Below are 25,220 nucleotides of genomic sequence, written 5' to 3'. Positions count from 1 at the left end.
GGCGGTCACCTCGAAAGTTCGCGCCCACCCGGGTGTTTAACGACACGTTGTAGTAGGGCGGGTGACGGGGCGAAATGCGGCCCCGCTACCATCGGTGCGTGCTGTCTCGCGCCTTCCAGCGACTTGCCGACCTGTTCCCGATGCCTTCCCTGCGGGTGCAGCGACTCCTCGCCTTCCTGGTCATCCTGTCCCAGGCCGGAATCTCGGTGACCGGCGCGGTCGTCCGCGTCACCGCCTCGGGCCTGGGCTGCCCCACCTGGCCGCAGTGCTTCCCCGGCAGCTTCGTGCCGACCGCGGTGGCCGAGGTGCCGGTGGTGCACCAGGTCGTCGAATTCAGCAACCGCATGCTGACTTTCGTGGTGTCGCTCGCCGCGGCGGCCATCGTGCTCGCGGTCACCCGGGCGCGGCGGCGGCGCGAAGTCCAGGTGTACGCGTGGCTGATGCCCGGCGGCACCGTACTGCAGGCGGTGATCGGCGGTATCACCGTGCGCACCGGGCTGCTGTGGTGGACGGTCGCTGTGCACCTGCTGGCATCCATGCTGATGGTGTGGCTGGCGACGCTGCTGTGGGCCAAGGTCGGCGAACCCGACGAGGGCATCGACACGGTCCAGGTTCCCAAGCCGCTGCGGCTGCTGACCGCCCTGTCCGGTCTGGCCCTCACCGGGACCCTGATCGCGGGCACCCTGGTCACCGGCGCGGGCCCGCACGCGGGTGACAAGAGCGTCGAGAAGCCGGTCCAACGCCTGCAGGTCGAGATCGTCACCCTGGTCCACCTGCACGCCGAACTTCTGGTCGCGTACCTGGCCCTGCTCGTCGGCCTCGCCTGCGGCCTGGCCGCGGTCGGCATGAACAAGACCATCCGCAACCGCCTGATCCTGGTGATCTCCCTGGTGTGCTCCCAGGCCATGGTCGGCATCGTCCAGTATTTCACCCACGTGCCCGCCGCCCTGGTCGCCGTCCACGTCGGCGGCGCCGCCGCCTGCACCGCCGCCACCGCCGCCCTCTGGGCCGCCATGCGCACCCGCGAACCCCTCCCCACCTCGGCCCCGGCAGCGGCCGACAAGGCCGCCGCCTGAATCCACCCGGCTCGGGGTCGGGAGCGGCGAATCCGGCTGCGCAGCAGCACATTCCGGCCGAGCGCTCGCGGCCGTTGCGCCGGAAGTGGAGCATACGAGGCTCGTTCGCCGGATTGCCGCTGCTGTCGCGGTCGCCGGAGCAGTCTGCGAGGTGGGGGCCTGCGGTGATGTTGGGGCGCGACAGCCGGGAGGGCCGTTGTCGGCCGCTGCGCGTGCGGGGGTCGGGCGCGCCCTGGACGCCGCCGTGGAGGCGGGTCAGGCGGGGAGGAACTGCCACAGGGCGCTTCGAACCGACCCCTGCTCATGGCCGGCCTGCAATTCCAGCAAGGCGGCTTCGGCGACCACGCCGACCCACAGTCGGGCGCCTGCCTCCGGGTGAGGCCAGCCCAGGACCTTGAAATCGGGTTCGATCAGCGCGGCGTTGTGGGTGTTGCGAGCCGTGACCTCGTCCACGATCAAGGGTTCGGCCCGGACTTCGAGCAGCAGAGCCTTGACTCCGCGGTCGCGCAGACAGGCGTTCAGGTAGGCGGTGGATCCGGCCAGGAGGCGGTCCCGGCCCGGGGCGAGACCGGCGGTGGCGGAGTCGATTTCGACCTGCAGGCGCTCGTGGAATTCGCGATGCAGGGCCAGCAGGTAGTTGGCGCGGGTACCGAAGTGGTGGAAGAACGTGCCTTTCGAGACGCCGAGCTCGGCCACCAGGACGTTCACGCTGACACCGCCGAGTCCCAGCCGCTCGGCCAGCACCAGGCCGCTGTCGACGAGCGCGGCGCGGGTGCGCGCGGCGGAATCCTCCCGCAGATTCATCAGATTCAACCCTCACCGGGGGCAGTGCCGGTTCGCCCTGTGTTGCGTGACAGGCGATTCGACGTCCCCTTGCGTGTGTTTCGGACCGATTGTATGGTCACATCATACTTGACCGACCGACTGGTCAGTGAACGACCGTTCGGTCACCACAATCGAATGAAGGGTTGTTGCGTATGCACATCATGCGCACGTCGGCCGGACGACTGGCCTACGAAGACATCGGCACGGGGCCCACAGTGGTCCTGCTGCACGCCACCCTGCACGACCACCGCGACTTCGATCCGATCCTCCCGGCGCTGACCGCGGAGCATCGGGTGATCGCCATCGATTGGCCGGGACACGGTGCGTCCGAACCGAATTCGACCGTCTCCGCCGCCGCGATCGCCGACACGCTCGCCGAGGTTGTCACGACATTGGAGCTGGATCCCGCGGTGTTCATCGGCAGTTCGGTGGGCGGATTCGCGGCCGCCCGCCTGGCGCTGGAGCAGCCCGCGCGCGTCGCCGGGCTCGTCCTCGTCAACACCGGCGGCTTCGTCCGGCAGACGCCGCTGACCCGGGCCTACTGCAACCTCTACGGCTCCAACCTGATGGCCCGCCGCTGGTTGCCGCACAGCATCCGCAACTACATGAAACCCGTGAGCCCGCACGACGACGCCGTCGTGGAGCGCGCGATCCGCGTGGCGGGCACCGAGATCGGTCGCGCCACCTACTCCGCTCTGTGGCACAGCTTCAACGATCCCCGCTACGACCTCACCAGTCGCGCAACAGAAATAGCGGCACCGACGTTGATCGTGTGGGGCCGCCGCGACCCGGTCCTCCCCCTCCGCTACGCCAGGACAGCCCACGCCCTGATCCCCGGCTCCGAGTTGCAGGTCCTCCCCACCGGCCACCTGCCCTTCTCCTCCGCCCCCGAGCAATTCCTGGACATCGTCCGCCCATTCATGAAATCCGCATACGCGACACCGGGAGCCAACCCGTCACCGAGATGAAGTGTGGCACCCACCAAGATCAGGGAGCTCTCGGCGCGGAATTTGTCCGGGTAGCGACGGTGAGGACTCCCCGATTCTGCCGTGGTCTGATGGTCCGGCATCGATGATCCGATTGGCGGATTCGGTCGGCAGGATAGTTCGCCGCGGGGCAGCGCGAATGAAGCGCTCGAGGACTTCGCGGGCGAGAACTCCGACGTCGTCCAGTCGGACACCGTGAATTGGCAGTTCTGGGCCTCGGAGGCGAGCTCATGGGTGAGCAGCGGAGTCGCACAGTCGAATTCGGGTATGGCAGTCGGCTGATCCGCCCGCGCGATCGGGCGCCGGCGGCGGAAGTGCTGGATACTTCGACGGATGGGTGCGCTCTCGCTGTTCGACACACCGGCACTGCATCGACTGCGGGATTGCTCGCGGGTCCTGGTCGCTGGAGCTGGGGGCGGGTTCGACGTGCCTCAGTGGATTGCCGATGGCGTTCGCGCTGCAGGAGCAGGGCAAGTCGGTGGTGCTGGCGAATCTCACATTCACACCGGTCACGCGGACCACTGCCCGGCAGGTCGGGCCGGGGTTGTTCGAAATCGATGCTGAGACCGAGGGTTCGGACGCGTACTTTCCGGAGAAGCACCTCGCGGTGTGGTTGCGTGACCACGGATTTCCGGGTCGGGTGTTCCTGATTCGCAAGGGTGGGCCCGCCGATGTCCGGGCGGCCTACGCGTGGTTGGCGCGCGAACTCCGGCTGGACGGGGTGGTGTTGGTCGACGGGGGTACGGATCTGCTGATGACCGGTGATGAAGCCGGATTGGGTACACCGGTCGAGGATGTGACCAGCCTATTGGCGGCGCAGGCGCTCGACCTGTCCGTCAAGCTGGCCATTTGCGTCGGGTTCGGCGTCGATGCCCACCATGGCGTCTGCCACGCGCATTTCCTGGAAAACGTTGCCGCACTTGCCAGACTCGGCGCTTATCACGGCGTCTTCGCTCTCACGCCAGGCATCGCGGCCGTCGATGCCTGGCTGGCGGCCGTCGACTGGGTTCAGCAGCACACCCCGGGTAAGGAGAGCATCGTCTGCGCGTCTGTCACCGACGCCGCCCGCGGCGAATTCGGTGATCACCACTGCCTGGCCCGCACCCGCGCCAAGGGTGCCGAACTCTTCGTCAATCCCCTCATGTCGATGGTCTGGGGATTCGACCTGGATGCCGTCGCCGAGCGGGTGCTCTACCGCGACGACATCGCGCACGCCACAACACCATTCGAAGTTGCCGCGGCTATAGAAGCGTTCCGCGACCGCACACCCCTGCGGCCTCGCCGAACGATCCCCGTATGACGATCGACGTCCCGGTTCACCAGAACAGCCGACCGGCCAATGGCCATCAGGCGATTGTCTGGTAGAGCCGATGGCCGGCGCTCGAATCGAGATGTGTGCCCACGATGGCCGACACTCGACCGAGGCCACGCCCACCGACACCGGAGGCAGGTCGGCGTACTCGACCTGCCCGCGAGTCACGTTGCGGCTCAGCTCAGAACGACCATGTGGCTATGCCTGACGGATCCTGAAGAACGGACCCGCGAGATCGCGATCGGGTATGCCGATACCTCGCTCCGGGGTGCGGCAGCGGCTGGTCCTGATCACTGCCGATCCGATGGAAGCGGACGACAACCGCCGGGCCGTGGCGACAAGGATTTCATAAGTAACCCGCTGGGTGCCGTGGATAACTTCGTCTCATCCAATCAGCCATTCGGGCGGTGGAATTCAAACGGAGGTCAGGCATCATGTGGAACGTTCCCAACGGCGGACGGGGTCTGGTGGCGAAGGCAGCGGCACCGGTGGCCGCCGCCGCGGTCGGAGTGGCGGCCATCGTGCTCGCCGCGGCACCGGCCCAGGCACAGTCCAATCATCCGAATTCGTGCATCGTGGTGCAGAACCACGCCGGCCGAACCACCACGGTGACCATGAACTACCCGGCGGGCTACAACGGGTCGTGGACGATCTACCCGAACGACCTGAGCCTGCTGCTGTACAACGGCCAGCCGGTGCAGTCGCCGACGGGTGATTTCAACATTCAGAAGGACTCGGACCTGCAGACGGTGTGGAACTACGATCCGAACCGCGACACCAACCGCGGCTGCAACGGCTCCTGGGTCGTCACGCTGAACTGAGCAGGGTCAGCGCCGATCGGCGATGACGATGTGACCGTCGGCGCGGACGGAGGTGCGTTTGCCCTCGATTCCCGCCTCGACCGCGACCGATTGCAGGTCGCGGTCGGCTGTGACAGAGAAGCCGTGCTCGGCTAGCAGTGCGGCCATCGCCTCGGGGGTCCAGCTCGAACGCTGCGGTTCGCCGGCCATCGGATTGGTGCGGCCCGAGACGGACAGCAACAGCTCCATGGCCTTGCGGCCGTAGTGGTACACCCGATTGGGGGTCGGGTAGGTGATGATCAGGCGGCTATCGGGGGCACTGTGCTTGGCCACCTCGGTGACGGTCTCGGCGACCTCGGCAGGCGTCAGATAGGGGACGACGCCCTCCCAGATCCAGGTGGTGGGCCGCGTCTCGTCGTGGCCGGCCGTGGTGAGGGCGGCCCCGAGGGAGTCCGTACCGAAATCGACGGGGACGAAACGGACGTCCGCCAGGGCTTCCCGCTCCCCCAGCCGTTCCCGTTTCTCGGCCTGGGACGCCGGATGATCCACCTCGAACACGGCGACTCCCGCCAATTCGGGCATGCGCCAGGCGCGCGCGTCCAGCCCCGCGCCCAGAATCACCAACTGCGGACGGGCACTCTCCCGCACCGCATCGTCGATGGCGACCGTGCGGGCCGCCAGCACTTCCGAAGTGGCGGAGAGCAATTCGTACTCCATCCGCGCCCCGACCCCTTTCGGCGCCGCGCCCGCGCGCACGAGATCGACCAGTGCGCGTTCGCCGTCGACCAATAATTCGACCGCGACCGGGTCGGAGAACCGCCCGATGCCCATTCGCCCGTCCGCCACGGCGCGGCCCTGGCAGACCAGGACCGCTGTCCGGCTCGCTGCACGCTCGGTCACGGGTTCATTATCGGCGCGGCGGCCATAGTTCGCCCGCCGCCCGATCGATCCGGGATTCGCGCCAGAGCGGGCTGTCGACGAAGTGATTGTCGAAACGCTCCTGGGTGCGCAGGATTTCGAGCGGATCGCCGTCGCCGCGGCGGAGCCGCTCACCCATCCGGAAGTATTCGAAGCGTTCGATGCCGGGCGTGAACACGATCAACACATCGGCCGCCGAATCGGCGGAGGCGGCCCAGGCGTGCACCATGGCGGGCGGCACCAGCAGGAAATCCCCCTCGCCCATGGTGAGGATCTCCTCCCCGGCCAGCACCCGCAGCGTGCCGCCCAGCAGGAAGAACAGTTCCGCGGATGTGGTGTGGAAGTGCGGCGGCGGGCCGTCGGTGCCGGCGGGCAGGACCGCGCGGTTGGCGCTGAGCTTTCCGCCGGTCATATCGTGGTCGGCGTACAGGTGCACGCCCAGGCCCGGCAGCTGTTCGGCCTCGCCGGCCCGGATGAACAGGGCGCGGTCCGCGCCGGAGGGAGTGGTGGTCATGGTCGGTCTCCTCGGCCCCGGGGACCCTCCCCGGACGACAACACAGAGGCACGGTGACCGCGAACAGTGACATGGGCGCGGGCTTCGGTGACACGGAACACGATCCGGGCCACCATGTCACAGTTTCCGGGCCGCCCGGCTCTTCGGTGGCGAGAGAAGGGAGACGAGTCATGACGGCACAGCCACCGCACGCGGCCTCCGACCAGGTCACCGCGCGCTTTCTCGACTACCGCGAACTGCTGTTCGCGGTCGGATACAACATGCTCGGCAGCGTCGCCGATACCGAAGACGTGCTCCAGGAGGCGTGGCTGGCGTGGGCGGCACGGCACCGGGACCCCGCGGCGGCACCGGTCGACAATGCCCGCGCCTACCTGGTCCGGGTGGTCGCCAATCATGCCCTGGCGCGGCGCACCGAGATCGGCAGACGCCGCGAAACCTACGTCGGCCCTTGGCTTCCCGAACCGCTGGTCACCACCGAAGACGAGGTGTCCGGCGTCGTGGAACGCAAGGAATCGCTGTCCATGGCCGTCCTCGTGGTCCTGGAAACCCTGTCCCCGCTGGAGCGCGCGGTCTTCGTCCTGCACGATGTGTTCGGCTTCGGCCACCCCGAGATCGCGGCCATGCTCGACCGCTCCCCCACCGCGATCCGCCAGCTCGCCTCCCGCGCCCGCAAGCACATCCACGAGCGCCGGCCTCGCCAGCGCGACAAGCACTTCCAGGCCGGACTGAGCGAGCGCCTGGCCGAGGCCACCCTGCGTGGTGACCTCGCCACCGTGCTCGAGGTCCTCGCCCCCGACGTCACCCTGTGGACCGACAGCGGCGGCGTGGGCCGAGCCCAGAGCCTGGAACCCGTCCACGGCCGCGACCGGGTCGCCGCGGTCTTCATGGCCGTGGCCGCCGACCCCCCCGCCGGGCACCTAGCCATTCGCTACCGCTGGGTGGCCGAAGACCCCTGCGTCCTGGTGTTCTCCGACGAGAGCCCGCTGGCGGCCGTCGTCGTCGACCTGGACCCGGCCGGTACCCGAATCCAGACGATCTACTCGATCACCAACCCGCACAAGCTATCCCGGATCACCTGATGGCACGCCAGACAGCCGAGCATGTGACCGGACTGCGTCGAGCTGCTCGATCACGAACCCGCACAGGCTTTTCCGGATCACCGCGGACGGGGTGCGCGAAAGGCGTGCTGCACCGGCATTACGCCGTCAGAAGCTCTGCCAGGAGGGCTTGTTCGCCACCGCGAACCGGTAGTAGTCGGCTGCCTGCAGGCGTGTCGCCGCCTCCGGGTCCACGATGACGGTGGCGTGCGGGTGCATCTGCAGGATCGACGCCGGGCAGAACGCGGAGAGCGGGCCCTCCACCGCGGCGGCGACGGCCTCCGCCTTGCCCGCACCGGTGGCGATCATGAGCAGATGGCCGGCGTCGCCGATGGTTCCGAGGCCCTGGGTGAGGACGTGGGTGGGCACCTGATCCAGGTCGTCGTCGAAGAAGCGAGCGTTGTCCTCGCGGGTCGTCGGGGTCAGGGTCTTGACCCGGGTGCGCGAGCGCAGCGAGGAGCCCGGCTCGTTGAAGCCGATGTGCCCGTTCGCGCCGATGCCGAGGATCTGCACGGCGATGGGTCCGTTCTCGGCGATGGCACGTTCGTAAGCGGCCGCGGCCGCCGGGATATCGGCGGCATTGCCGTCGGGGCTGTGGACGTCGGTGTCGGCGAAGTCGACGTGCGAGGTGAACTCGTCACGGATGAACTGCCGGTAGGACTGCGGATGTCCCGGCGGCAGGCCGATGTACTCGTCGAGCAGGAACGCCTGCACGCCCGCGAAACTCAGGCCCTCCTCGCGATACTGCCGGATGAGCTCCCGGTACGCGCCCAGCGGTGAGGAGCCCGTGGCCAGCCCGATGGCGCGAGCGCCCCGGCGCACGTGGTCGGCCATGATACGGCCGGCCAGCACGCCCGCCTCGGCCGCGTTGTCGGTGATCACGAGTTCCATGGCGCTCCATCCTTGTACACGGTCACGGGGTTGAGGTGGTGGTCGGCGACCAGGATGTCTGCGCGCATCCCCGGAGCCAGCGCGCCGATGTCGTCGGCCATGCCGAGCAGGCGCGCCGGGGTGGCGCACGCGGCGGTGGCCGCCGCGGTGAGCTCGACGCCCGCGTGGAAGACGGTGCGGCGCAACACTTCCGCGGCGGTGGCGGTACCGCCGGCGATGGCGCCCTCCCGGTCCGGATCGTAGATGCGCGAGATGCCTTCCCGCACCACGACATCCAGGCTGCCGAGCTGATAGCGCCCGTCGGGCTGCCCGGCGGCGGCCATGGCGTCGGTGATGAGGGCGAGATTGTCGGGGCCGATGGTGTCGAAGACCATGCGCACGGTGCCGTCGGCCAGGTGCACGCCGTCGCCGATGACCTCGGCCACCACATCCCCGCGTCCCGCCGCGGCCATGGCGGCGGTGAGGAAGTTGGCGTCGCGGTGCGCCAGCTCGGGCATGGCATTGAACAGGTGCGTGATGGACACCCGCCGCCCGCGGCGCATGGCGTGCACGGACTGCGCGTAGTCGGCGGCGGTGTGTCCCAGGGAGAGAATCACATTCGCGTCGGCGAGCACGTCCGCGAGTGCGTCGAAGTTCGCCGTTTCCGGGGCCACGGTCACCGACACGATGCGACCGCCCGCGTAGTCGAGGAGCCGTTCCAGCAGCGCCGGATCACCGGCGATGATCCGATCGGGATCGTGGGCCCCGCGCCGGTGCTCGCTGATGAACGGGCCTTCGAGGTGGATGCCCGCCAGCAGGCCGTCGTCGATGGCCTTGCCGAGTACGTCGATGCGGTCGCGCAGTTCGGCCTCGGTGGCGGAGACGAGTGAGGCGAGCAGCGTCGTGGTGCCCCGGCCGCGGTGGAAGTTCGCCGCGGCGGCCACGCCCTCGGGATCGGCTTCCGGGAAGCCGAATCCCCCGCCGCCGTGACAGTGCACGTCGATCAGCCCCGGCAGGATGACCGGCGGCTCGTCCGCCGGTTCCGGCAGGTCGCCGCCGAATCCCGTTGCCGGGCCCACATAGTCGAGGCGCGCCCCGTCGAACGACACCACCCCGTCGGCGAGCTCGCCCGCCTCGGTGAGGGTGACGACCCGGCCGCGCAGGGTGGTCGTCACTTGTCTCGCCCCAATGCCCGGCGCGCGGCCTGGAGCGCGTCGTCGGCGGTGCGGGCCGAGAGCACCGCTGCCGCCGCCGCTCTGCACTGCTGCAGGGTGACCTCGGCGAGCCGGGCCCGGACGCCGCCGATCGAGCGCGGCGCCATGGACAGTGTCTCGACGCCGAGACCCACCAGTACACAGGCGAATTCGGGGTTCGACGCGGATTCGCCGCAGACGCCGACCCTGACGCCGTGCTTACCCGCGCCGGTCACCGTCAAGGCGATGGTCGCGGCCAGCGCGGGCTGCCACGGATTGTGCAGCGCCGCCAGTGACGCCGCCATGCGGTCCGCGCCGAACAGGTACTGCGACAGATCGTTGGTGCCGATGGAGAAGAAGTCCACCTGCGCACCGAGCTGCTCCGAACGCAGTGCGGCGGCGGGGATTTCGACCATGATGCCGCAGGTGTCGATCCCGGCGTCCCGGGCGCGGGCGGCGAAGTAGCCCGCCTCCTCCGCGGTGGCGACCATCGGCGCCATGACCTGAACCGGCGTGCCGGTCTGCCTGGCCGCGGTGTCGATGGCCGTGAGCTGGTCGAGCAGCGTCCCCTCATCGATGCTGCTCAACCGCAGACCGCGCACGCCCAGCGCCGGGTTCTCCTCGTCCGGCAGGTCGAGGAACGGCAGCGGCTTGTCGGATCCGGCATCGAGGGTGCGGATCGTGACGGGCCGGTCGCCCATGACCCGGAAGACCTCGGCGTACTGCTCGGTCTGCTCGGCCACCGTCGGGGCCGACTTGCGGTCCAGGAACAGGAATTCGGTCCGGAACAGGCCGACGCCCTCGGCGCCGAGTTCGACCGCCAGCCGCGCATCGGCCGCGGAGCCGACATTGGCCAGCAGCGGTACGGCGTGGCCGTCGGCGGTACAGCCCGGACCGGTCGGCGTGTCCACCTGCCGAGCGCGCAGAGCGAGCACTTCCTCGCGACGCGCGGCGGTCGGCTCGACCTCGACCACGCCGGCCGTGCCGTCCAGCACGACTTCGGTGTCCTCGGCGATCCCGGCGGCGGCCGGTGCGGCGACCACGGCCGGAATACCCAGCGCCTTGGCCAGAATGGCGGTGTGCGAGGTCGGCCCGCCCACCACCGTGAGCAGCCCGATGACCCGCTCCGGGTCCAGCGTCGCGGTGTCGGCGGGCGCCAGATCCTGTGCGGCGAGCACGAAAGGCGTTGCACTGTCCGGGATCCCGGGCGGATCCACCCCGAGCAACTGGGCCACCACCCGCTGGCCCACATCGCGCAGATCCGCGGCCCGTTCGGCCATCATGCCGCCGAGCGCGGCCAGCTGCGCCCCGAAGTGCGCCACCGCCTCGGTCACCGAGTGCGCGGTCGGCGTCCCGCCCCGGATCTCGGCGCGCACCTGGTCCAGCAGTGCCGGATCCGCGGCCAGCGCCGACGTCATGAACAGGATGTCCGCCGCCGGGCCCTGCGCGTCGAGAGCCTGCGCGGAATACCGGCCGGCGACCGTCTCGAAAGCGGCCTCCGCGCGGGCGATTTCGGCCTCGACGTCGCTCCCTGGCGGGTCGTCCGGGCTGGTGACCGGCGCGGGCGCCAGCCACTTCACCGATCCGACGGCGATCCCGGGGGCGGCGGCGACACCGCGCACCTCACGCGTCAAGATCTGTCTCCAGCATCGCGACCAGCGTATCGAGGGCCGCGTCGGCGCCGTCCTCGGCGTGCAGGGTGACGGTGTCGCCCTGCTTGGCGCCGAGGGTCATCACCTGCAGCAGGCTGTTGGCGGCGACGGGGTCCTTGCCGCCGACCGAGATCTGCACGGGGACACCGGCTTCCCCGGCGGCCTTGGCGAACAGGGCAGCGGGCCGGGCGTGCAGTCCGGTGCTGGACGCGACTACGGCGGTGCGGGTGATCATGCTGCGATGTTCTCCTTCTCGAAATCGGACTCGTCCGGCTCCCGCCCGGGTGTCGGCAGGTTCCAGCGCTTGATGATGAAGCTGAAGGTGACGTAGTACAGGGCCGCGTAGCCGAGTCCGATCGGGATCAGCAGCAACGGATGGGTGGCCTTGCCGAAGTTCAGCAGATAGTCGATGGCACCGGCCGAGAAGGTGAACCCGTCGTGGATCCCGAGCGCATTGGTGAGCGCCAGCGAGGTACCGGTGAAGAACGCGTGGATCACCAGCAGCGGCCAGGCCACGAAGATGAATGAGAACTCCAGCGGTTCGGTGATGCCGGTCAGGAATGCGGTCAGGCCGGTGGACAGCATGATGCCGCCGATCATCTTGCGGTGCTCCGGGCGGGCGTGGCGCCAGATGGCGATGGCCGCGGCGGGCAGGCCGAACATCATGATCGGGAAGAAGCCGGTCATGAAGGTGCCGGCCGAGGGGTCGCCGGCCAGGAAGCGCGGGATGTCGCCGTGCGCGCCGTGGTAGTCGCCGATGACGAACCACACCACCGAGTTGATGATGTGGTGCAGGCCCAGCGGCAGCAGCATGCGGTTGGCGAAGCCGAAGATGCCGCCGCCCACGACCGAGTTGTCGGCGACGGTGGTGCCCAGCCAGGTCAGCGCGGAATTGAAGGCGGGGTAGATGAACGACATGAGCACGCCGATCACGACGGCCGCACACGCGGTCAGGATCGGCACCAGCCGGCGGCCCGAGAAGAAGCCCAGGTAGTCGGGTAGCTGGGTGCGGTGGAAGCGCTGCCACAGCGTGGCCGCGGTCAGGCCCATCACGATCCCGCCGAGGACGCCGAAGTTGACGAGCTGTGCGGCCGGGGCCTTTGCGACGTCGACGACCGGGCAGTTCCAGTGCGCCGCCCGGAACAGCCAGCCCAGGACCGGGCCGCAGCTGCCGTCCAGCACCACCGGTGACATGGCCTTGAGGACACCGGTGAAGGCGAGGTAGCCGACCACCGCCGCGAGCGCGGTGGACCCGTCGGCCTTCTTCGCCCAGCCGATGGCGATGCCGACCGCGAACAGCAGCGGCAAGTTGTCGATGAGGGTGCCGCCCGCGCCGGCGAGCACGGCGGCGACGGACCGCATCGGCGAGAACCGGCCGAGCATGTCGTCCTGTCCTAGCCGGAGCAACAGTCCGGCAGCGGGTAGCGTGGCGATCGGCAGCATCAAGCTGCGGCCGAGTTTCTGCAGTCCGGATAGATCGAGCTTCTTGCGGGAGCTCTCGACGGCATCGGCCATGAAAGTGGTCCTCAGTCTGTGAATGGAGTCACGCGTACTGTTCACGATCAGTTAGCGTCACTGGTTATAACCAGACATATACTGGTTATAACCAGCTTTGTCTACTCGACACGCACGGAGGAAAAATGTCGAAGGTGGATCAGATCATCGCCGGACTGGGTGGCGCGGACAACATCGTCGAGGTGGAGGGCTGCATCACCCGCCTACGCTGCGAGGTGAAGGACGCGAACCTCGTCGACGAGAAGGCACTGAAGGCCGCCGGCGCACATGGCGTCGTCAAGATGGGTGACGCGGTTCAGGTCGTGGTCGGACCGAGCGCCGACGCCCTGGCCGAAGACATCAACGACCTGATCTGACCGCCGTGAGCACCGAGATTCTGGCGCCGCTCGACGGCCGCGCCATGCCCCTGTCCGAAGTCCCCGATCCGGTCTTCTCGGCCGAGATGGTGGGCGCGGGCGTGGCCATCGAACCCCTCGACACCGATGCCGCCACCACCGTGGTCGCCCCCGTCACCGGATCGATCGTGAAGCTGCACCCGCACGCCGCGGTCATCGTCACCGACGACGGCACCGGCGTGCTGCTGCACGTCGGCATCGACACCGTCGGCAAGCCGGACCTCTTCGAGGTGAAGGCCGCCGAGGGCGACCGGGTCACCGCGGGTGATCCGCTGATCGCCTTCTCCCCCAACGCCATTCGCCGCCTCGGCCTGAGCGCGGCCGTGCCGGTGGTGGTCATGGACAGCAGCCCGGGATCGGCGCGGAACGCCCTCACCGGCCCGGTCACCGCGGGCTCGGTGTTGTTCTCCATGTGAGACTCGAAAGACTCCACATAGGACGGGAAAAGAACTGAGCCGCTGCCCGATCGGGCGGCGGCTCATTCATTGCCGGTAGGCCGGTCAGTCGTCCTCGGCCGAGACGGTCATGTAGACCTGGTAGCGATCCGCGCGGTACCAGGACTGCGCGTGTTCCACGGCCCGGTCGCGCGAATACGAGATCCGGTCGAAAGCCAGTAGCGGCGAACCGGTTTCGGTGCCCAGCCAGCCCGCGTGCCGCTCGTCGGCGGCCACCGCGCGCACGCTCTGCTCGGCCCGGTCGATCGGGCAGTCGTACTCGCGGGAGAACAGCGCGTAGAGCGACTGCGTCAGTTCGTGATCCAGCAGCTCCGGCAGCAGATCGGCGCGGTACCAGCCGTCGTCGATGGACATGGGCAGTCCGTCGGCCAGCCGCAGCCGAACCAGGTGGTACGCCTTGCTATTCGCGGTCAGCCCCAGCGCGGTCGCCGAGGCCGGCGGCGGCACCGCATGATCGGTGTGCAGTACCACCGTGCTCGGGGTGCGGCCCAGCCGGCGCATGTCGTCGGTGAACGAGGCCATGTGCAGCCGGGAACGGGCCACCCGCTCGGCCACGAAGGTGCCCTTGCCGGGGACGCGCGTGATGACGCCCTCGGATTCGAGCTGGCCCAGCACCTCGCGCACGGTCATCCGGCTGACGCGGTAGTCGTCGCACAACTGGCGTTCGCTGGGCAGCATTTCACCGGGACGTAGATTCGCGCACAGGGTGGTGAGCGCCGAACGCAGTTGCGCTTGCTTGGTCACGCGCCCTGACACGTCGATCCGGTCCTTTCCGCCCCCGCCGGCTGCGGGCGCGGTCACTTCTCGTTGCGCGCCTTGGGGAATCGCTTCTGGTGTGCGACCCAGCCTGCCATCTTGGCCCAGTGGCCCTGCGCCGGGGTGACCTTGGAGATGAGCTCGCGGTCCCACTCCTCGGTCTCGGACAGGCCGTTCACGGTCTCCACGAGGGACTTGGCGGCCGCCATGGACCCGACGACGCGGTCGCCCAGGGTGCCGTCCGCGCCGACCAGGGTGATGCGGACGCCGACGCGGCCGATGGGCTGCAGCACCGCGGTCGCGGAACCGCCGTGCTCGGCGACGAATCCCTTCACGGAATCCACGACGGACGGCGACAGCTTCTCGGATGCCGGGGCGGCGGTAGCGCTCATGCGCTGCAGTTTACCCACGGGTAATTCAGCGTCCATGAACCGCCGCACATCTCACACTCCGCGAGCCGCCGCGCACCGCGTGTCCGCGGCGATGTAAGACTGATTCCATGCGCGCCATCCAGGTTTCCGAGCACGGCGGTCCCGAAGTCCTGCGGTACGTGGAGGTGCCGGACCCGCAGGCCGGGCGCGGGCAGTTGCTGGTACGGACGCAGGCGAGCGGAATCAACTTCATCGACACCTACATTCGGACCGGGCGGTACCCGCAGGCGGTGCCCTACATTCCGGGATCCGAGGGCACCGGTGTGGTCACCGCGGTCGGGCCCGAGGTCACCGAGTTCCGGGTCGGGGATCGGGTGGCGTGGGCGGCCGCACCGGCCGGTTACGCCGAGCAGGTGGTCGTGCCTGCGGCCGTGGCGATTCCGGTGCCGGACGGGGTGGGCGCGCCCGTCGCGGCGTCGGCGCTGTTGCAGGGCATGACAGCGCACTATCTGATCGAGTCCATCTACAGGCCCGAGCCGGGCGAGAGCGTGCTGGTGCACGCCGGAGCCGGCGGTGTCGGGCTGATCCTGACGCAGCTGCTGGCGGCGCGCGGGGTCCGGGTGATCACCACGGTGTCGACCGACGACAAGGAGAAGCTGTCCCGGGACGCCGGGGCGGCCGAGGTGCTGCGCTATGACGAGGACATCGCGGCGCGGGTGCGGGAGCTGACCGACGGAGCGGGCGTGGCCGCGGCCTATGACGGCGTGGGCGCGTCCACCTTCGAGTCCAGCCTGGCGGCCACCCGGATTCGCGGCACGGTGGCGTTGTTCGGCGCGGCCAGCGGGCCGGTGCCGCCGTTCGATCTGCAGCGACTCAATCCGCTGGGCTCACTGTTCGTGACCCGTCCGACGCTGGCGCACTACACCCGGGATCACGCCGAATTGCTGTGGCGCGCAGGCGACATCATGAACGCGATCGCCGACGGAACGCTGCACATCCGGATCGGCGGCAGTTATCCGCTCGCGCAGGCCGAGCAGGCGCACCGGGATCTCGAGGGGCGCCGGACCACCGGTTCGATCGTGTTGGTGCCCTGAGGTTTTCGTCAGCCGAGATCGCGGCCGGTGAGGCCGCGGTAGACGAATCGGGTGAGGGCGTCCACGGCCTGCTCGTCGGTGAGCCCCAGGCCGCCCTCCTCCACCGCCTGCAACAGGCCGGTGGCCGCGAGGAACATCATGGCCAGGCTGGCGTCGGCCGAGCCGGGTAGGCGCAGGCCGGCGGGGGCGAAGCCGTCGAGGTGGTCGGCCACCTCGTCGCGCTGCTCGGTGGCGAAACGCGCTGCGATGCGGGCGAAGTCGTCATTGACCAGGGCCGCCTGCTGGACGGCGCGCAGGACCGGCCAGTTCGTGCGGGCGAAGGACCAGTAGCTCGCGATGTGGTAGCGCACCGACTCCGGATCGGTGAAGTCGGCGGTGTGCGCCGGGTCCTCGGCGGAGGTGTCGCTCTCCTCGGCAAGGTCTTTCAGCAGCGACTGGAGCAGCTCCTCCTTGCTCGCGAAGTGGTTGTAGAACGAGCCCGCGGCCCGGCCGGCGGCCGCGGTGATGTCGGTGATCTTGGTATTGAGGTAGCCGCGGTCGGCGAACAGCTGCCGGGCGGCGTGCTTGAGCGCCTGTTCGGTCTCGGCCGACTTCGCACTGCGGCGGGCTGCCACCATCCACCTCCTTGACAGCGGAAGGTACCACCCAGAATACTGAATCTACATTCAGTGAATTTTGATTCAGTATTGGAGTTGTCATGAATCCGCAGGTCCTCGTCGCGGGAGCTGGTCCGACCGGGCTCGCCCTCGCCATCGATCTGGCGCGTCGCGGCATCGGGGTCCGCATTGTCGACAAGGCCGAGGAGTTCTTCGCCGGGTCGCGCGGGGACGGGCTGCAGCCGCGCACCCTCGAGGTGTTCGACGATCTCGGGGTGCTCGACGCGGTGCTCGCACAGGGCATGCCGCAGGCGCCGCTGCTGGTGCACCTGGACGGGCAGTTCGTGATGGAGCGGCGGATGAGCGCCTGGCGGGAGCCCGCATCCGCGGTGCCGCACCCGAATCCGTGGGTGCTGGCCCAGGCCGATACCGAGCGGGTGTTGCGCGAGCGACTGGCCGAGTTCGGGGTACGCGTCGAAACCGCCACGGCCGTGGTCGATTTCAATGCGGACGCCGACGGAGTGACCGTGATCCTCGAGCACGCGGGTGCGACCGAGACCGTGCGGGCCGGCTATCTCGTCGGAGCGGACGGCGGCCGCAGCATCGTGCGCAAGACGCTGGGGATTCCGTTCGAGGGCACCACCGACGAGTCGATCCGCATGCTGTTGGGCGACGTGTGCGCGGATGCGCTCGATCACTCGGTCGGGTACTGGTTCGCCGACACCTCCTCCCCCATGGACGGCATCGCGCTGATGCCGCTGCCGGGTGGGCGAAAGTTCCAGTTCGCGACCGGCCTGACCACCGAGTCCGGCACCGAGCTGGCGGATCTGCAGGACCATCTCACGCGGCGTTCCCGCCGTGACGACATCATCCTGAGCGACCTGACCTGGTCGACGGTGTGGCGGCCGAATGTCCGTCTCGCACAGCGGTATCGGTCGGGCCGGGTGTTCCTGGCCGGAGACGCCGCGCACGTGCATCCGCCGACCGGCGGGCAGGGGCTCAACACCGGCGTGCAGGACGCCTACAACCTCGGCTGGAAACTCGAAGCCGCGCTGCGTCATCCGGGGCCCGCGAGCGAGGCGCTACTGGACAGCTACGAGACCGAGCGCCGCACCGTGGCCGCGCGGATCCTCGGGTTGAGCAGTGAGTTGCTCGACAAGACCGTGAAGGGCGATCCGGATGCCATGGATCGCGAGGGCACCCATCAGCTCGACATCGGCTACCGGGAGACCGGCGACGACGCGACGGGGCTCCGGGCCGGTGATCGCGCCCCCGACGCACCCCTGGTCGATGCCAACGGCAAGACCGTGCGGCTGTTCGACCTGTTCCGCGGCCCCCATGCCACGCTGCTGCTGTTCGGCCCGGACACGACGGCCGATCAGGCCGGATCCCCCGCGACAGACCGGCGGACCGTGCGCGTGGTCCGGCCGGAATCCGCCTCCGGCAATGGTGAATTCACCGACGCCGCGGGGGACGCGCGGCGGGCCTACGACGCGGCCGACGGCAGCTGGGTGGTCGTCCGCCCCGACGGGTATGTCGGATCGCGCAGCACGCCTACCGAGCGGTAGCTGCCGGAGTTCACATTCCGGGCGTAACCGGCCGAAGCCCCTGGGATCCCGAGTCCGGGGCCCACGGTGCAGAATGATCATGCTGCCGCGCAAGACGATTCGATGTGACTGTACATTTTCGGCCACACGAGGGTGCCGCGACCCCGTATGGTGGTCGCGGCGAGGGTTCGGGCGGCCGGCAGGTAGAGGCGCATCGGTCAGAGGTGGTTCTGGGATGTTGGTGAAGGTCCGTAACGACGACCCGTCGCGGCTGTCGAGTACCGAACGCACCGTGGTGAACTGGCTCAAATCCTGGAGCGGACCGCACGCCGTACCCGGTATCGCCGTGGTGCAGTGCCAGGACGCCGATGTGGTGGTGTGGACGCCGCAGACCTGTGTGGTGGTCGGTGTGCACGGGTTCACCGAGCGGGTGACCGGGACCCTGGCATGCGCGCAGGATCAGCCGTGGACCGTGGACGGCAAGCCCGCACCCATCGACGGGGACGCCGATCCGCTGGAGCGGGTGCGCCGCCAGACCGTGGATCTCGCCGGGCAATTGCGCTCCGCGCCCGGACGCGAGCATGTGCCGGTCAGTGGGCTGGTGCTGCTGGTGCCGCAGCTGGGCAGTCGCGTGAAGCTGGAGAAGGGCGCGCTGCCCACCGGCATCGACGTACTGATCGGCGACGGGCCGTCCTCGCTGCGCGCCTATTTCACCACGCTCGCCGAGGGCGCCCCGGCGTCGTGGGATGCGGGACAGGTCGGGCAGGTGCTGGGGGCGCTCGGGTTCGCCGCCGCCGCAACCTATTCCGATCTGGTGTCGGAGGGATTCCCCGTGCCGGACTCGGCACGGGACGCTCCGCTGCCGTTCGCGAACCGGCCGACCGAGGTGATGGTGCCGTCGGTTCCGTCGGTGCCCGTCCACCCCGCCGAGGGCGCGGGCGCGCCCGAGCCGGGACCCGCTGCCGAATCGGCGGGTGGGGGTGATCGTCCTGTCGTACAGCAGGATCCGACGCCCCGCACCGGCCGGGGCAGTGCCGCCGCGGCCGCGATCGCGGGTGCTACCTCGGCGAGCGTGGCCGAGCGGGCCTACCGCGCGCTGGCGGGCAGGTCCGAGCCACAGGCGCCGAGCCGGGGCACGCCACCGCCTCCGACACCGATCCCGGGCGCGGCCCCGGCCGGGCGGCCGACACCGACCGCACCGACCCAGCCCCTGCCCGCACCGCCCGGTGCACCGCAGTTCGGGCAACCCCCGCAGCCGCGTCAACCCGCGCCGCCGGGTTTCGGGCCGGGCCCCCAATCCTGGCCGCAGCCTGGTGCTTCCGGTCCGTCGCAGGAACGCGAGAGGTTCCCGCTGTGGAACGAGCGGCAGGCCACCAGCGGGACCGGGAAGAAGCGGCGCAAGGATCTGCCGATCATCGGCGGCCTGGTACTGGCGGTGATCATCCTGGTGATCGCCATCGCCTGCACGGGCCGGACCACGCCGACGCCCAGCAAACAGCAGCCGCCGCACTCCGCAGTCGTCCAGGCGACCACCTCGACACATTCGGTCGACCCGACACTGCCGTCGACCACCATCGCGCCCGCCTGTTTCCCGTTGCAGCCCTGCAACTGACCGCTCCCCCGCCCCGGAATCCGGTGCGGGGCCGGGGAAGCCGGAAGGTCTGCACGCCGGCCGTGGTGCCGAGGATGAGCACGCCGTTTCCGACCGCGGGGGTGGCGAAGTGCGGAAGCGGCCCGGTTCCGTACTGGGCGAGCGCTTTTCCGATGGCAGGGTTGAGGGCGTAGAGCGTGCCGGCGTGCCAATCGGTCGTCCGGACGCGTCCGGCGGCGACCACGAGCGGGCCGTTCGCGGGAGCGGTGGTGCGCCACAGTACCGTGGCAGCGTCCGTCGCGGTCACGCGAATCGCCATGGTGCCGTTGGCACATGGCAGGTAGGCCACATCACTCGCGACCGCGGCCGGGCCGAAGGCGCGACAAACGGTGAAAGCCGGTGCGGCCGAGGAGATTCCGCCCAGGTGCGCGCGATCGAGAAGGTAACCGTCGCCGGATCTCCCGGCCATGACGAGGCGGCCCTCCACCGGCGCCGGGTTCATGCTGCCCAGATCGCGGTCGGCGGCGATGTCCTGGGCCCAGTTCGCTGGTGCGAAAAAGTCGGTGCGCCACCGGACGTCGCCGTCGGCGATCGCGTAGACCGTCGCCGTCGGCGATCGCGTAGACCGAATCGTTCTCGGTGGCGGCGAAGACCGTGCCTCCGGCCACGATCGGCTGACCGTAGACGGCGCCATCGAGGTCACGGTGGTGTCCGCCGGGGGTGTAGTGGTCGCCGGGGGCTGCGTGGCCGGACCGCCGCACCCGGTCACAGACAGGAGCACTCAGCAGAGCCCCAGCGCTGTCATCGTGTTCCGAATTCCGTACGCCATCATCACCGCTCATTCGTCGGCCCGGCTGTGCTCCGCCATCGTGACACACCGTCGAGGAGGCACCGATGAATTCCGCCGCGCGGTACCGTCTCTACCGATATGACCGAACACATCCTCGAAACGACCGAAGTCGATCTCGCCTACGACCTGCTGGGACCCGCGCCGTCCGCGAGCCCGCACCGGCCGCTCATGATGATCGGCCAGCCCATGACCGCCGACGGATTCGCCACGCTGGCTTCGTATTTCCCGGAGCGGACCGTGATCACCTACGATCCGCGCGGACTCGGCCGGAGCGTCCGCAAGGACGGGCGTACCGACAATTCACCGACCGTGCAGGCCGAAGATGTGCACGCGCTGCTCACCGCGCTCGGCGTGGGTCCGGTGGACCTGTTCGCCAGCAGCGGCGGCGCGGTCACCGCGCTGGCCCTGGTCACCGCGCATCCGGACGATGTCGCCACACTGGTGGCGCACGAGCCGCCGATGATCCCGGTGCTGCCCGACGCGGCGGCCGCCGAGCGCGCCCGCGCCGCGGTCCGCGACGCGTACCAGGCCAAGGGATCCTTCGCGGGCATGGCGGCGTTCATCGCCTGGACGTCCTGGCAGGGCGAGCTCACCGACGCCTACTTCGCCCAGCCGCCGGCCGATCCGGCCATGTTCGGCATGCCCACCATCGACGACGGCACCCGCGACGACCCGCTGCTGTCGGAGGCCTCCTGGGCGGTGACCGACTATGCCCCCGATGTCGCGGCGCTGCAGGCCGCGAGCACGCGGGTGCTGATCGCCGTCGGCGAGGAGTCCAAGGGCGTCTTCACCGGACGCACCGCCGAGGCCACCGCGGCCGTCCTGGGCAGCAGCCCGGTCGTATTCCCCAGTCACCACGGCGGATTCACCGGTCCCGACGGCGGGTACCCGGGACAGCCGGAGGCCTTCGCCGAGCGACTGCGCGAGGTCCTCGACGAGAGCTGACAGGCTCAGGCATAGTCCGGTAGCGGATATTCGCCCTGCTTGCCGATCAGACGGGTGAGCAGGGCGCGCGCCGGGTGCAACGGTCGCGACACCAGCACCCGCATCAGGGTCTGCATGATCGCGACGCCGCGACGGGTCTCGGGATGGCGGAGCCGCACCGATGTCTCGGTGCCCTTCTGCACCTCGGCCACCAGCGGCCGCAGGATCTGCTCGTATCGATCGAAGGCCCGCTCGAAATCCGCAGGCGTGCCGAGGAGTTCACCCGCGAGCAGATACGCGCCGATCAGTGCGAGCGCGGTGCCCATACCGGTCATCGGCGATCCGCAGTAGGCGGCGTCGCCGAGCAGCACCACCCGGTCCTGTGACCAGCGCGGCATCCGGACCCGGGTCACCTCGTCGAAGTAGAAGTCCGGCGCCGCGGGCATGGGGTCCAGAATCGCCGGAATCACCCAGCCGTGACCGGTCAACCGTTCGCGAATCAGGTTCTGCTGCACCGTGATATTCCCGCGCAGGGCGGGATCGGCGGGTACCCGGGTGGAGAAGATGGCCATCGAGGTCGCCGGATCCGGATCGGGCCGTAGTGCGACCATGCTGCCCGGCACCGGCAGGACCCCGACCCATCCGGTTTCCAGACCGGTACCCGGCGGCGTCGGAATGGTGAAGAAGGCGATGTAGGCCCCGAGATACTCGCAGTACCGCTCCTCCGGGCCGAACACCCGTTCCCGCAGGGCCGAATGCAGGCCGTCCGCGCCGATCACGACATCGAACTCGTCCGCCGCGCCGGAGGCGAACCGGACCTTCACCCCGTCGCCGTCCTGCTCCAGCCCCTCGACCCATTCCCCGTATCGATAGTCGAGGGCACCGGATTCCGCGGGCAGACCGGCGATCTCGTCGAGCAGCACCTGATTGAGCTCGCCGCGGGCGATCTCGATATCGGCGACGAACCCCTGACCGCCGAACATCTCCGCCGGCATCCGGGACCGCTGCCGTCCTGCCTCATCGACGAACACCATCCCCAGCTCGTGGAGCTGCCGCCGGCGGATCCCGGGCATCAGACCCATCCGCTCGGCCACCTTGCGGCTGGGCCCGCGCAGGTCGACGGCCTGCCCGCCCGGCCGCGGGACCGGCGCCCGCTCCACGACGGTGACGGCCATCCCGCCCCGCAACAGCTGCAACGCAACCGCGTTCCCCGCGATCCCGCCGCCACACACCAGAATTCGAACCGACCGAGACATGCCGAACCCTCCCTCACAATGCTTTCGCATGAAGCCGACGCTCCAGGAGTCGAACCAAGTCAGTGTTCCAGCGAATTCCGAATCGGATCAATCGATTATCCGCCGCTCCCCTCGCCACACCGGCACCGGCAACCGCCTCGGACACCCCTGTCTCCGCGGAGCTACTACCGGCAGGACAGCGCCCATCGACGGCTTCTCGCGCCAGGTGACATCGTGATGCCAGGCATTCTCGAATCCGCTGACCTGAGCGCTCTTCTCGAACCGGACCAGCTCGGGGCAGCTGGTGCTGGAGGGGATGAAGGGGTGGACCTCAAGCTCGCCGAAGTGGCGCGCGAAGGCCACCTGCTGCTGCGGGGTCAGCGGCTGGTCACGGAAGAACAGCACCTTGTCGCGATCCTCGACGGCTACCCGGTCGGACAGATGCAGAGCCGGTTCCCGGTCATCGAATCCCTGATCGATCAGGCTCGGACGCAGCACGCCGACGACCAGGACGCCGCCCTGGCCGTCGCGAATGTGGCCGCGTTCACGCTCGGCCGGCAACTGTTCGAGCCGTTCCTGCGCAATGCCGCCGGACTCGACGACATGCCGAACGAGCAACTGCGACATGCCATCGGCACCGAGGCGGCGTCGATCCTGCGCGGTCCGCTCCCCGGCCCCACCACCGCGAGCGAATGAGCGGGCGCGCGAACAGGTCCCGGCCCGCGCGCCGGCTCGGGGTCATTGCCTGGTGAACCAGAGGTGAGTGACGGCCTTGGTGCTGATCATGTCCGACAGGCGGTAGCCGGGCAGGGTGCCGAGGTCCTGGAACAGCCGTTCACCGGACCCGAGCAGGACCGGGACCAGCACCACGTGCAGCTCGTCGATCAGGCCCGCCGCCAGGAACTGCCGGATGGCGCCCACGCCGCCGCCCAGGCGGACGTCCTGACCTCCGGCCGCTTCGCAAGCCTGCTTCAGGACGGCTTCGGGGGTGTCGGAGACGAAGTGGAAGGTCGTGCCGCCCTGCATCGGAAGCGCAGGGCGGGGGTGACGGGTCATGACGAAGGTGTCGTGGTGATAGGGCGGGTTGTCGCCCCACCAGCCGGTCCAGGAGTGGTCGGGCCAGTCCCCGCGGATCGGGCCGAACATATTGCGGCCCATGATGGTGGCCCCGGTACCGCGGTCTCCCGCGGCGAGGAGATCGTTGTCTGCGCCGAGGTCGCCGCCGCTCTCGCCGATCATCTCGCGGCCGTATCGGGTCTGGAAGACCCAGTCGTGCAGCCGTTCTCCACCGATCCCCAGCGGGGCGCCCGGGCCCTGATCGGGTCCGGCGGCGAAACCGTCCAGCGAGACGGCGAAATTGTGGACGCGAAGTTTCGGCATGACGCGGTCCTCTCGGGTGAGCGGGCGGCGGTTCCGCCCCTACCCTGTCATCGAACGGCGGTGAGTCGAATCGACACGCGCGTCAGGATCAGCCGAAGAGGGTGTGGCCGAGGGTGTGCCAGCCGAGCACCGAGTCGACGGCCAGGCCGCAGAAGACGACGGCCAGATAGTTGTTGGACTGCAGGAACAGTCGCAGGGGCTTGACCGATTCGCCCTTGCGCACACCGGAGTACAGCTGGTGGGCCATGAGCAGGAACCATGCGCCCGCCACCAGCGCGACGGCGGCGTAGATCACACCGGCGGCGGGGACCAGGGCGAAGGTGGCCAGGACGGTCAGCCAGGTGTAGATGACGATCTGCTTGGTGACCGCCTGCTCGGTGGCGACGACCGGGAGCATCGGCACGCCCGCGGCCTTGTAGTCCTCCTTGTACCGCATGGCGAGCGCCCAGGTGTGCGGCGGCGTCCAGAAGAAGATCACCAGGAACAGCACGATGGCGGGCCAGCCGATGTTTCCGGTCACCGCGGACCAGCCGACCAGGGCGGGCATGCAGCCGGCGGCTCCGCCCCACACCACGTTCTGTGAGGTCCGGCGCTTGAGGCCGAGGGTGTAGACGAAGACGTAGAACAGGATGGTCGCCACGACCAGCGCGCCCGAGAGCAGATTGGCCTGCCACCACAGCCAGGCGAAGGAGGCCAGGCCGAGGGTGACGCCGAAGACGAAGGCATTGCGGGTGGGCACGGCCTCGCGGGCCAGCGGACGCTTGGAGGTCCGCTTCATCACCTTGTCGATATCGGCGTCGGCGACACAGTTGAGGGTGTTGGCGCTGGCCGCGCCCATCCAGCCGCCGAACAGGGTGACCAGGATGAGCCGGATGTCGACGTGGCCGCGGGCGGCCAGCAGCATGGTGGGAATCGTTGCGACGAGCAGCAATTCGATGACCCGGGGCTTGGTCAGTGCGATGTAGGCGAGCACTCGCCTGGCCGCCACCGCCAGCGGGCCGCTGCCCGTCACGCGGTCGGCGAGCACCGCCCCGGAGGAGCCGTGAGCGCCACCCGGCTGTTGCCCAATCCCCACTGTTTCTCCTCGCACGCCGTGCACTATCCGATCCGGTCTGGAACTAGCAGCGCGCTCTGCCGATCTCCAGACACAGCCCAGTGCGGCGCGGCCACTACTACAGAGCATGGTAGACCTACAGCGACCATGCTCCCGACCAGGTCCACCCCGGCGCGGCCCGAGACCGGTTCGCGATGCGTACACCGGGCAGTCA

The 25,220-nt window shown here is 69.4% G+C and carries 28 protein-coding genes; 12 read left to right on the top strand and 16 right to left on the bottom strand.

Features of this window, described 5'->3' with window-relative positions; all coding sequences use genetic code 11:
• Positions 1-98 precede the first annotated feature (98 nt).
• A complete protein-coding gene (locus ACIRRA_RS10355; RefSeq protein WP_402765725.1) occupies positions 99-1,076 on the top strand; it encodes a heme A synthase in 978 nt (325 codons plus the stop codon).
• Between the two features lie 255 nt (positions 1,077-1,331).
• Here ACIRRA_RS10355 and ACIRRA_RS10350 read toward each other — a convergent pair whose 3' ends face one another.
• Positions 1,332-1,880: a TetR/AcrR family transcriptional regulator gene (locus ACIRRA_RS10350; RefSeq protein ID WP_402765723.1), complete on the bottom strand. Its 549-nt coding sequence runs from the start codon at positions 1,878-1,880 to the stop codon at positions 1,332-1,334.
• Between the two features lie 173 nt (positions 1,881-2,053).
• Between ACIRRA_RS10350 and ACIRRA_RS10345 the strand changes: the two genes are divergently transcribed.
• The 3 genes from ACIRRA_RS10345 to ACIRRA_RS10335 all read left to right on the top strand — a co-directional run bounded on the left by ACIRRA_RS10345 (position 2,054) and on the right by ACIRRA_RS10335 (position 5,020).
• Positions 2,054-2,869: an alpha/beta fold hydrolase gene (locus ACIRRA_RS10345; protein ID WP_402765721.1), complete on the top strand. Its 816-nt coding sequence runs from the start codon at positions 2,054-2,056 to the stop codon at positions 2,867-2,869.
• Positions 2,870-3,332: 463 nt separating this feature from the next.
• Complete coding sequence (locus ACIRRA_RS10340) at positions 3,333-4,187, top strand: DUF1152 domain-containing protein (protein ID WP_402765718.1); 855 nt, start codon at positions 3,333-3,335, stop codon at positions 4,185-4,187.
• Between the two features lie 446 nt (positions 4,188-4,633).
• Positions 4,634-5,020 (top strand): hypothetical protein, encoded by a 387-nt coding sequence (locus ACIRRA_RS10335; RefSeq protein WP_402765716.1) that lies wholly within the window; start codon positions 4,634-4,636, stop codon positions 5,018-5,020.
• Between the two features lie 6 nt (positions 5,021-5,026).
• Here the strand turns inward: ACIRRA_RS10335 and ACIRRA_RS10330 are convergent, their stop codons facing one another.
• Both ACIRRA_RS10330 and ACIRRA_RS10325 read right to left on the bottom strand, forming a co-directional pair.
• Positions 5,027-5,899, bottom strand: coding sequence for a class I SAM-dependent methyltransferase (locus ACIRRA_RS10330; RefSeq protein WP_402765713.1), 873 nt, complete (start codon positions 5,897-5,899; stop codon positions 5,027-5,029).
• A 7-nt stretch (positions 5,900-5,906) separates the two neighbouring features.
• Complete coding sequence (locus ACIRRA_RS10325; RefSeq protein WP_402765710.1) at positions 5,907-6,431, bottom strand: cupin domain-containing protein; 525 nt, start codon at positions 6,429-6,431, stop codon at positions 5,907-5,909.
• Between the two features lie 170 nt (positions 6,432-6,601).
• Between ACIRRA_RS10325 and ACIRRA_RS10320 the strand changes: the two genes are divergently transcribed.
• Positions 6,602-7,510 (top strand): sigma-70 family RNA polymerase sigma factor, encoded by a 909-nt coding sequence (locus tag ACIRRA_RS10320; protein WP_402765707.1) that lies wholly within the window; start codon positions 6,602-6,604, stop codon positions 7,508-7,510.
• Positions 7,511-7,636: 126 nt separating this feature from the next.
• Here the strand turns inward: ACIRRA_RS10320 and nagB are convergent, their stop codons facing one another.
• The 5 genes from nagB to ACIRRA_RS10295 are packed head-to-tail and all read right to left on the bottom strand — an operon-like array spanning position 7,637 to position 12,758.
• Positions 7,637-8,419 (bottom strand): glucosamine-6-phosphate deaminase, encoded by a 783-nt coding sequence (nagB, locus tag ACIRRA_RS10315; protein WP_402765705.1) that lies wholly within the window; start codon positions 8,417-8,419, stop codon positions 7,637-7,639.
• On the bottom strand, positions 8,407-9,573 hold the full coding sequence (locus ACIRRA_RS10310; RefSeq protein WP_402765702.1) for an N-acetylglucosamine-6-phosphate deacetylase: 1,167 nt from the start codon (positions 9,571-9,573) through the stop codon (positions 8,407-8,409). Before ACIRRA_RS10310 ends, nagB begins: the two co-directional genes overlap by 13 nt.
• Positions 9,570-11,225, bottom strand: a complete 1,656-nt coding sequence (gene ptsP, locus ACIRRA_RS10305; RefSeq protein WP_402765699.1) for a phosphoenolpyruvate--protein phosphotransferase — start codon at positions 11,223-11,225, stop codon at positions 9,570-9,572. Before ptsP ends, ACIRRA_RS10310 begins: the two co-directional genes overlap by 4 nt.
• On the bottom strand, positions 11,215-11,478 hold the full coding sequence (locus ACIRRA_RS10300) for an HPr family phosphocarrier protein (RefSeq protein ID WP_402765696.1): 264 nt from the start codon (positions 11,476-11,478) through the stop codon (positions 11,215-11,217). The genes ptsP and ACIRRA_RS10300 overlap by 11 nt, the downstream gene beginning before the upstream one ends.
• Positions 11,475-12,758 (bottom strand): PTS transporter subunit EIIC, encoded by a 1,284-nt coding sequence (locus ACIRRA_RS10295; protein ID WP_402765693.1) that lies wholly within the window; start codon positions 12,756-12,758, stop codon positions 11,475-11,477. The genes ACIRRA_RS10300 and ACIRRA_RS10295 overlap by 4 nt, the downstream gene beginning before the upstream one ends.
• Positions 12,759-12,883: 125 nt before the next feature.
• On the opposite strand from ACIRRA_RS10295, the gene ACIRRA_RS10290 reads away from it, so the two are divergent.
• On the top strand, positions 12,884-13,114 hold the full coding sequence (locus tag ACIRRA_RS10290) for a PTS glucose/sucrose transporter subunit IIB (protein WP_354846627.1): 231 nt from the start codon (positions 12,884-12,886) through the stop codon (positions 13,112-13,114).
• Positions 13,115-13,119: 5 nt separating this feature from the next.
• A complete protein-coding gene (locus ACIRRA_RS10285; protein WP_402765690.1) occupies positions 13,120-13,569 on the top strand; it encodes a PTS glucose transporter subunit IIA in 450 nt (149 codons plus the stop codon).
• 84 nt (positions 13,570-13,653) lie between these two features.
• Here ACIRRA_RS10285 and ACIRRA_RS10280 read toward each other — a convergent pair whose 3' ends face one another.
• Both ACIRRA_RS10280 and ACIRRA_RS10275 read right to left on the bottom strand, forming a co-directional pair.
• On the bottom strand, positions 13,654-14,352 hold the full coding sequence (locus ACIRRA_RS10280; RefSeq protein ID WP_402765688.1) for a GntR family transcriptional regulator: 699 nt from the start codon (positions 14,350-14,352) through the stop codon (positions 13,654-13,656).
• Positions 14,353-14,405: 53 nt separating this feature from the next.
• On the bottom strand, positions 14,406-14,756 hold the full coding sequence (locus tag ACIRRA_RS10275; RefSeq protein ID WP_402765685.1) for a hypothetical protein: 351 nt from the start codon (positions 14,754-14,756) through the stop codon (positions 14,406-14,408).
• A gap of 107 nt (positions 14,757-14,863) precedes the next feature.
• Between ACIRRA_RS10275 and ACIRRA_RS10270 the strand changes: the two genes are divergently transcribed.
• Positions 14,864-15,829 carry a quinone oxidoreductase family protein gene (locus ACIRRA_RS10270; RefSeq protein ID WP_402765682.1) on the top strand — a complete coding sequence of 322 codons (966 nt, stop codon included), beginning with the start codon at positions 14,864-14,866 and terminating at the stop codon, positions 15,827-15,829.
• Between the two features lie 8 nt (positions 15,830-15,837).
• Here ACIRRA_RS10270 and ACIRRA_RS10265 read toward each other — a convergent pair whose 3' ends face one another.
• A complete protein-coding gene (locus ACIRRA_RS10265) occupies positions 15,838-16,446 on the bottom strand; it encodes a TetR/AcrR family transcriptional regulator (protein WP_402765679.1) in 609 nt (202 codons plus the stop codon).
• Positions 16,447-16,526: 80 nt separating this feature from the next.
• Here ACIRRA_RS10265 and ACIRRA_RS10260 point away from each other — a divergent pair, with 80 nt between their 5' ends.
• Complete coding sequence (locus tag ACIRRA_RS10260; protein WP_402765677.1) at positions 16,527-17,993, top strand: FAD-dependent monooxygenase; 1,467 nt, start codon at positions 16,527-16,529, stop codon at positions 17,991-17,993.
• Between the two features lie 214 nt (positions 17,994-18,207).
• The gene (locus ACIRRA_RS10255) at positions 18,208-19,584 is read left to right on the top strand and encodes a hypothetical protein (RefSeq protein ID WP_402765674.1); all 1,377 of its coding nucleotides are present in this window, start codon (positions 18,208-18,210) and stop codon (positions 19,582-19,584) included.
• Between the two features lie 329 nt (positions 19,585-19,913).
• On the opposite strand, the gene ACIRRA_RS10250 is transcribed toward ACIRRA_RS10255, so the two are convergent.
• Positions 19,914-20,405, bottom strand: a complete 492-nt coding sequence (locus tag ACIRRA_RS10250) for a PQQ-binding-like beta-propeller repeat protein (protein ID WP_402765672.1) — start codon at positions 20,403-20,405, stop codon at positions 19,914-19,916.
• Positions 20,406-20,491: 86 nt separating this feature from the next.
• Here ACIRRA_RS10250 and ACIRRA_RS10245 point away from each other — a divergent pair, with 86 nt between their 5' ends.
• Positions 20,492-21,358 carry an alpha/beta fold hydrolase gene (locus ACIRRA_RS10245; RefSeq protein ID WP_402765669.1) on the top strand — a complete coding sequence of 289 codons (867 nt, stop codon included), beginning with the start codon at positions 20,492-20,494 and terminating at the stop codon, positions 21,356-21,358.
• A 5-nt stretch (positions 21,359-21,363) separates the two neighbouring features.
• Here ACIRRA_RS10245 and ACIRRA_RS10240 read toward each other — a convergent pair whose 3' ends face one another.
• Both ACIRRA_RS10240 and ACIRRA_RS10235 read right to left on the bottom strand, forming a co-directional pair.
• Positions 21,364-22,593 carry an FAD-dependent monooxygenase gene (locus tag ACIRRA_RS10240; RefSeq protein ID WP_402765667.1) on the bottom strand — a complete coding sequence of 410 codons (1,230 nt, stop codon included), beginning with the start codon at positions 22,591-22,593 and terminating at the stop codon, positions 21,364-21,366.
• An 87-nt stretch (positions 22,594-22,680) separates the two neighbouring features.
• The gene (locus tag ACIRRA_RS10235; RefSeq protein ID WP_402765944.1) at positions 22,681-22,935 is read right to left on the bottom strand and encodes a TauD/TfdA family dioxygenase; all 255 of its coding nucleotides are present in this window, start codon (positions 22,933-22,935) and stop codon (positions 22,681-22,683) included.
• On the opposite strand from ACIRRA_RS10235, the gene ACIRRA_RS10230 reads away from it, so the two are divergent.
• On the top strand, positions 22,897-23,268 hold the full coding sequence (locus ACIRRA_RS10230) for a hypothetical protein (RefSeq protein ID WP_402765947.1): 372 nt from the start codon (positions 22,897-22,899) through the stop codon (positions 23,266-23,268). The genes ACIRRA_RS10235 and ACIRRA_RS10230 overlap by 39 nt on opposite strands.
• 42 nt (positions 23,269-23,310) lie before the next feature.
• Here ACIRRA_RS10230 and ACIRRA_RS10225 read toward each other — a convergent pair whose 3' ends face one another.
• Positions 23,311-23,952 carry a dihydrofolate reductase family protein gene (locus ACIRRA_RS10225; protein WP_402765664.1) on the bottom strand — a complete coding sequence of 214 codons (642 nt, stop codon included), beginning with the start codon at positions 23,950-23,952 and terminating at the stop codon, positions 23,311-23,313.
• Between the two features lie 88 nt (positions 23,953-24,040).
• On the bottom strand, positions 24,041-24,979 hold the full coding sequence (locus ACIRRA_RS10220; protein ID WP_357003501.1) for a heme o synthase: 939 nt from the start codon (positions 24,977-24,979) through the stop codon (positions 24,041-24,043).
• Positions 24,980-25,220: the final 241 nt, after the last annotated feature.

The organism is Nocardia sp. NPDC101769, from assembly GCF_044766925.1.
Classification (GTDB): domain Bacteria; phylum Actinomycetota; class Actinomycetes; order Mycobacteriales; family Mycobacteriaceae; genus Nocardia.
Note: the sequence above shows the minus strand (reverse complement) of the source record. Positions and strands in the feature narration are given on the sequence as shown.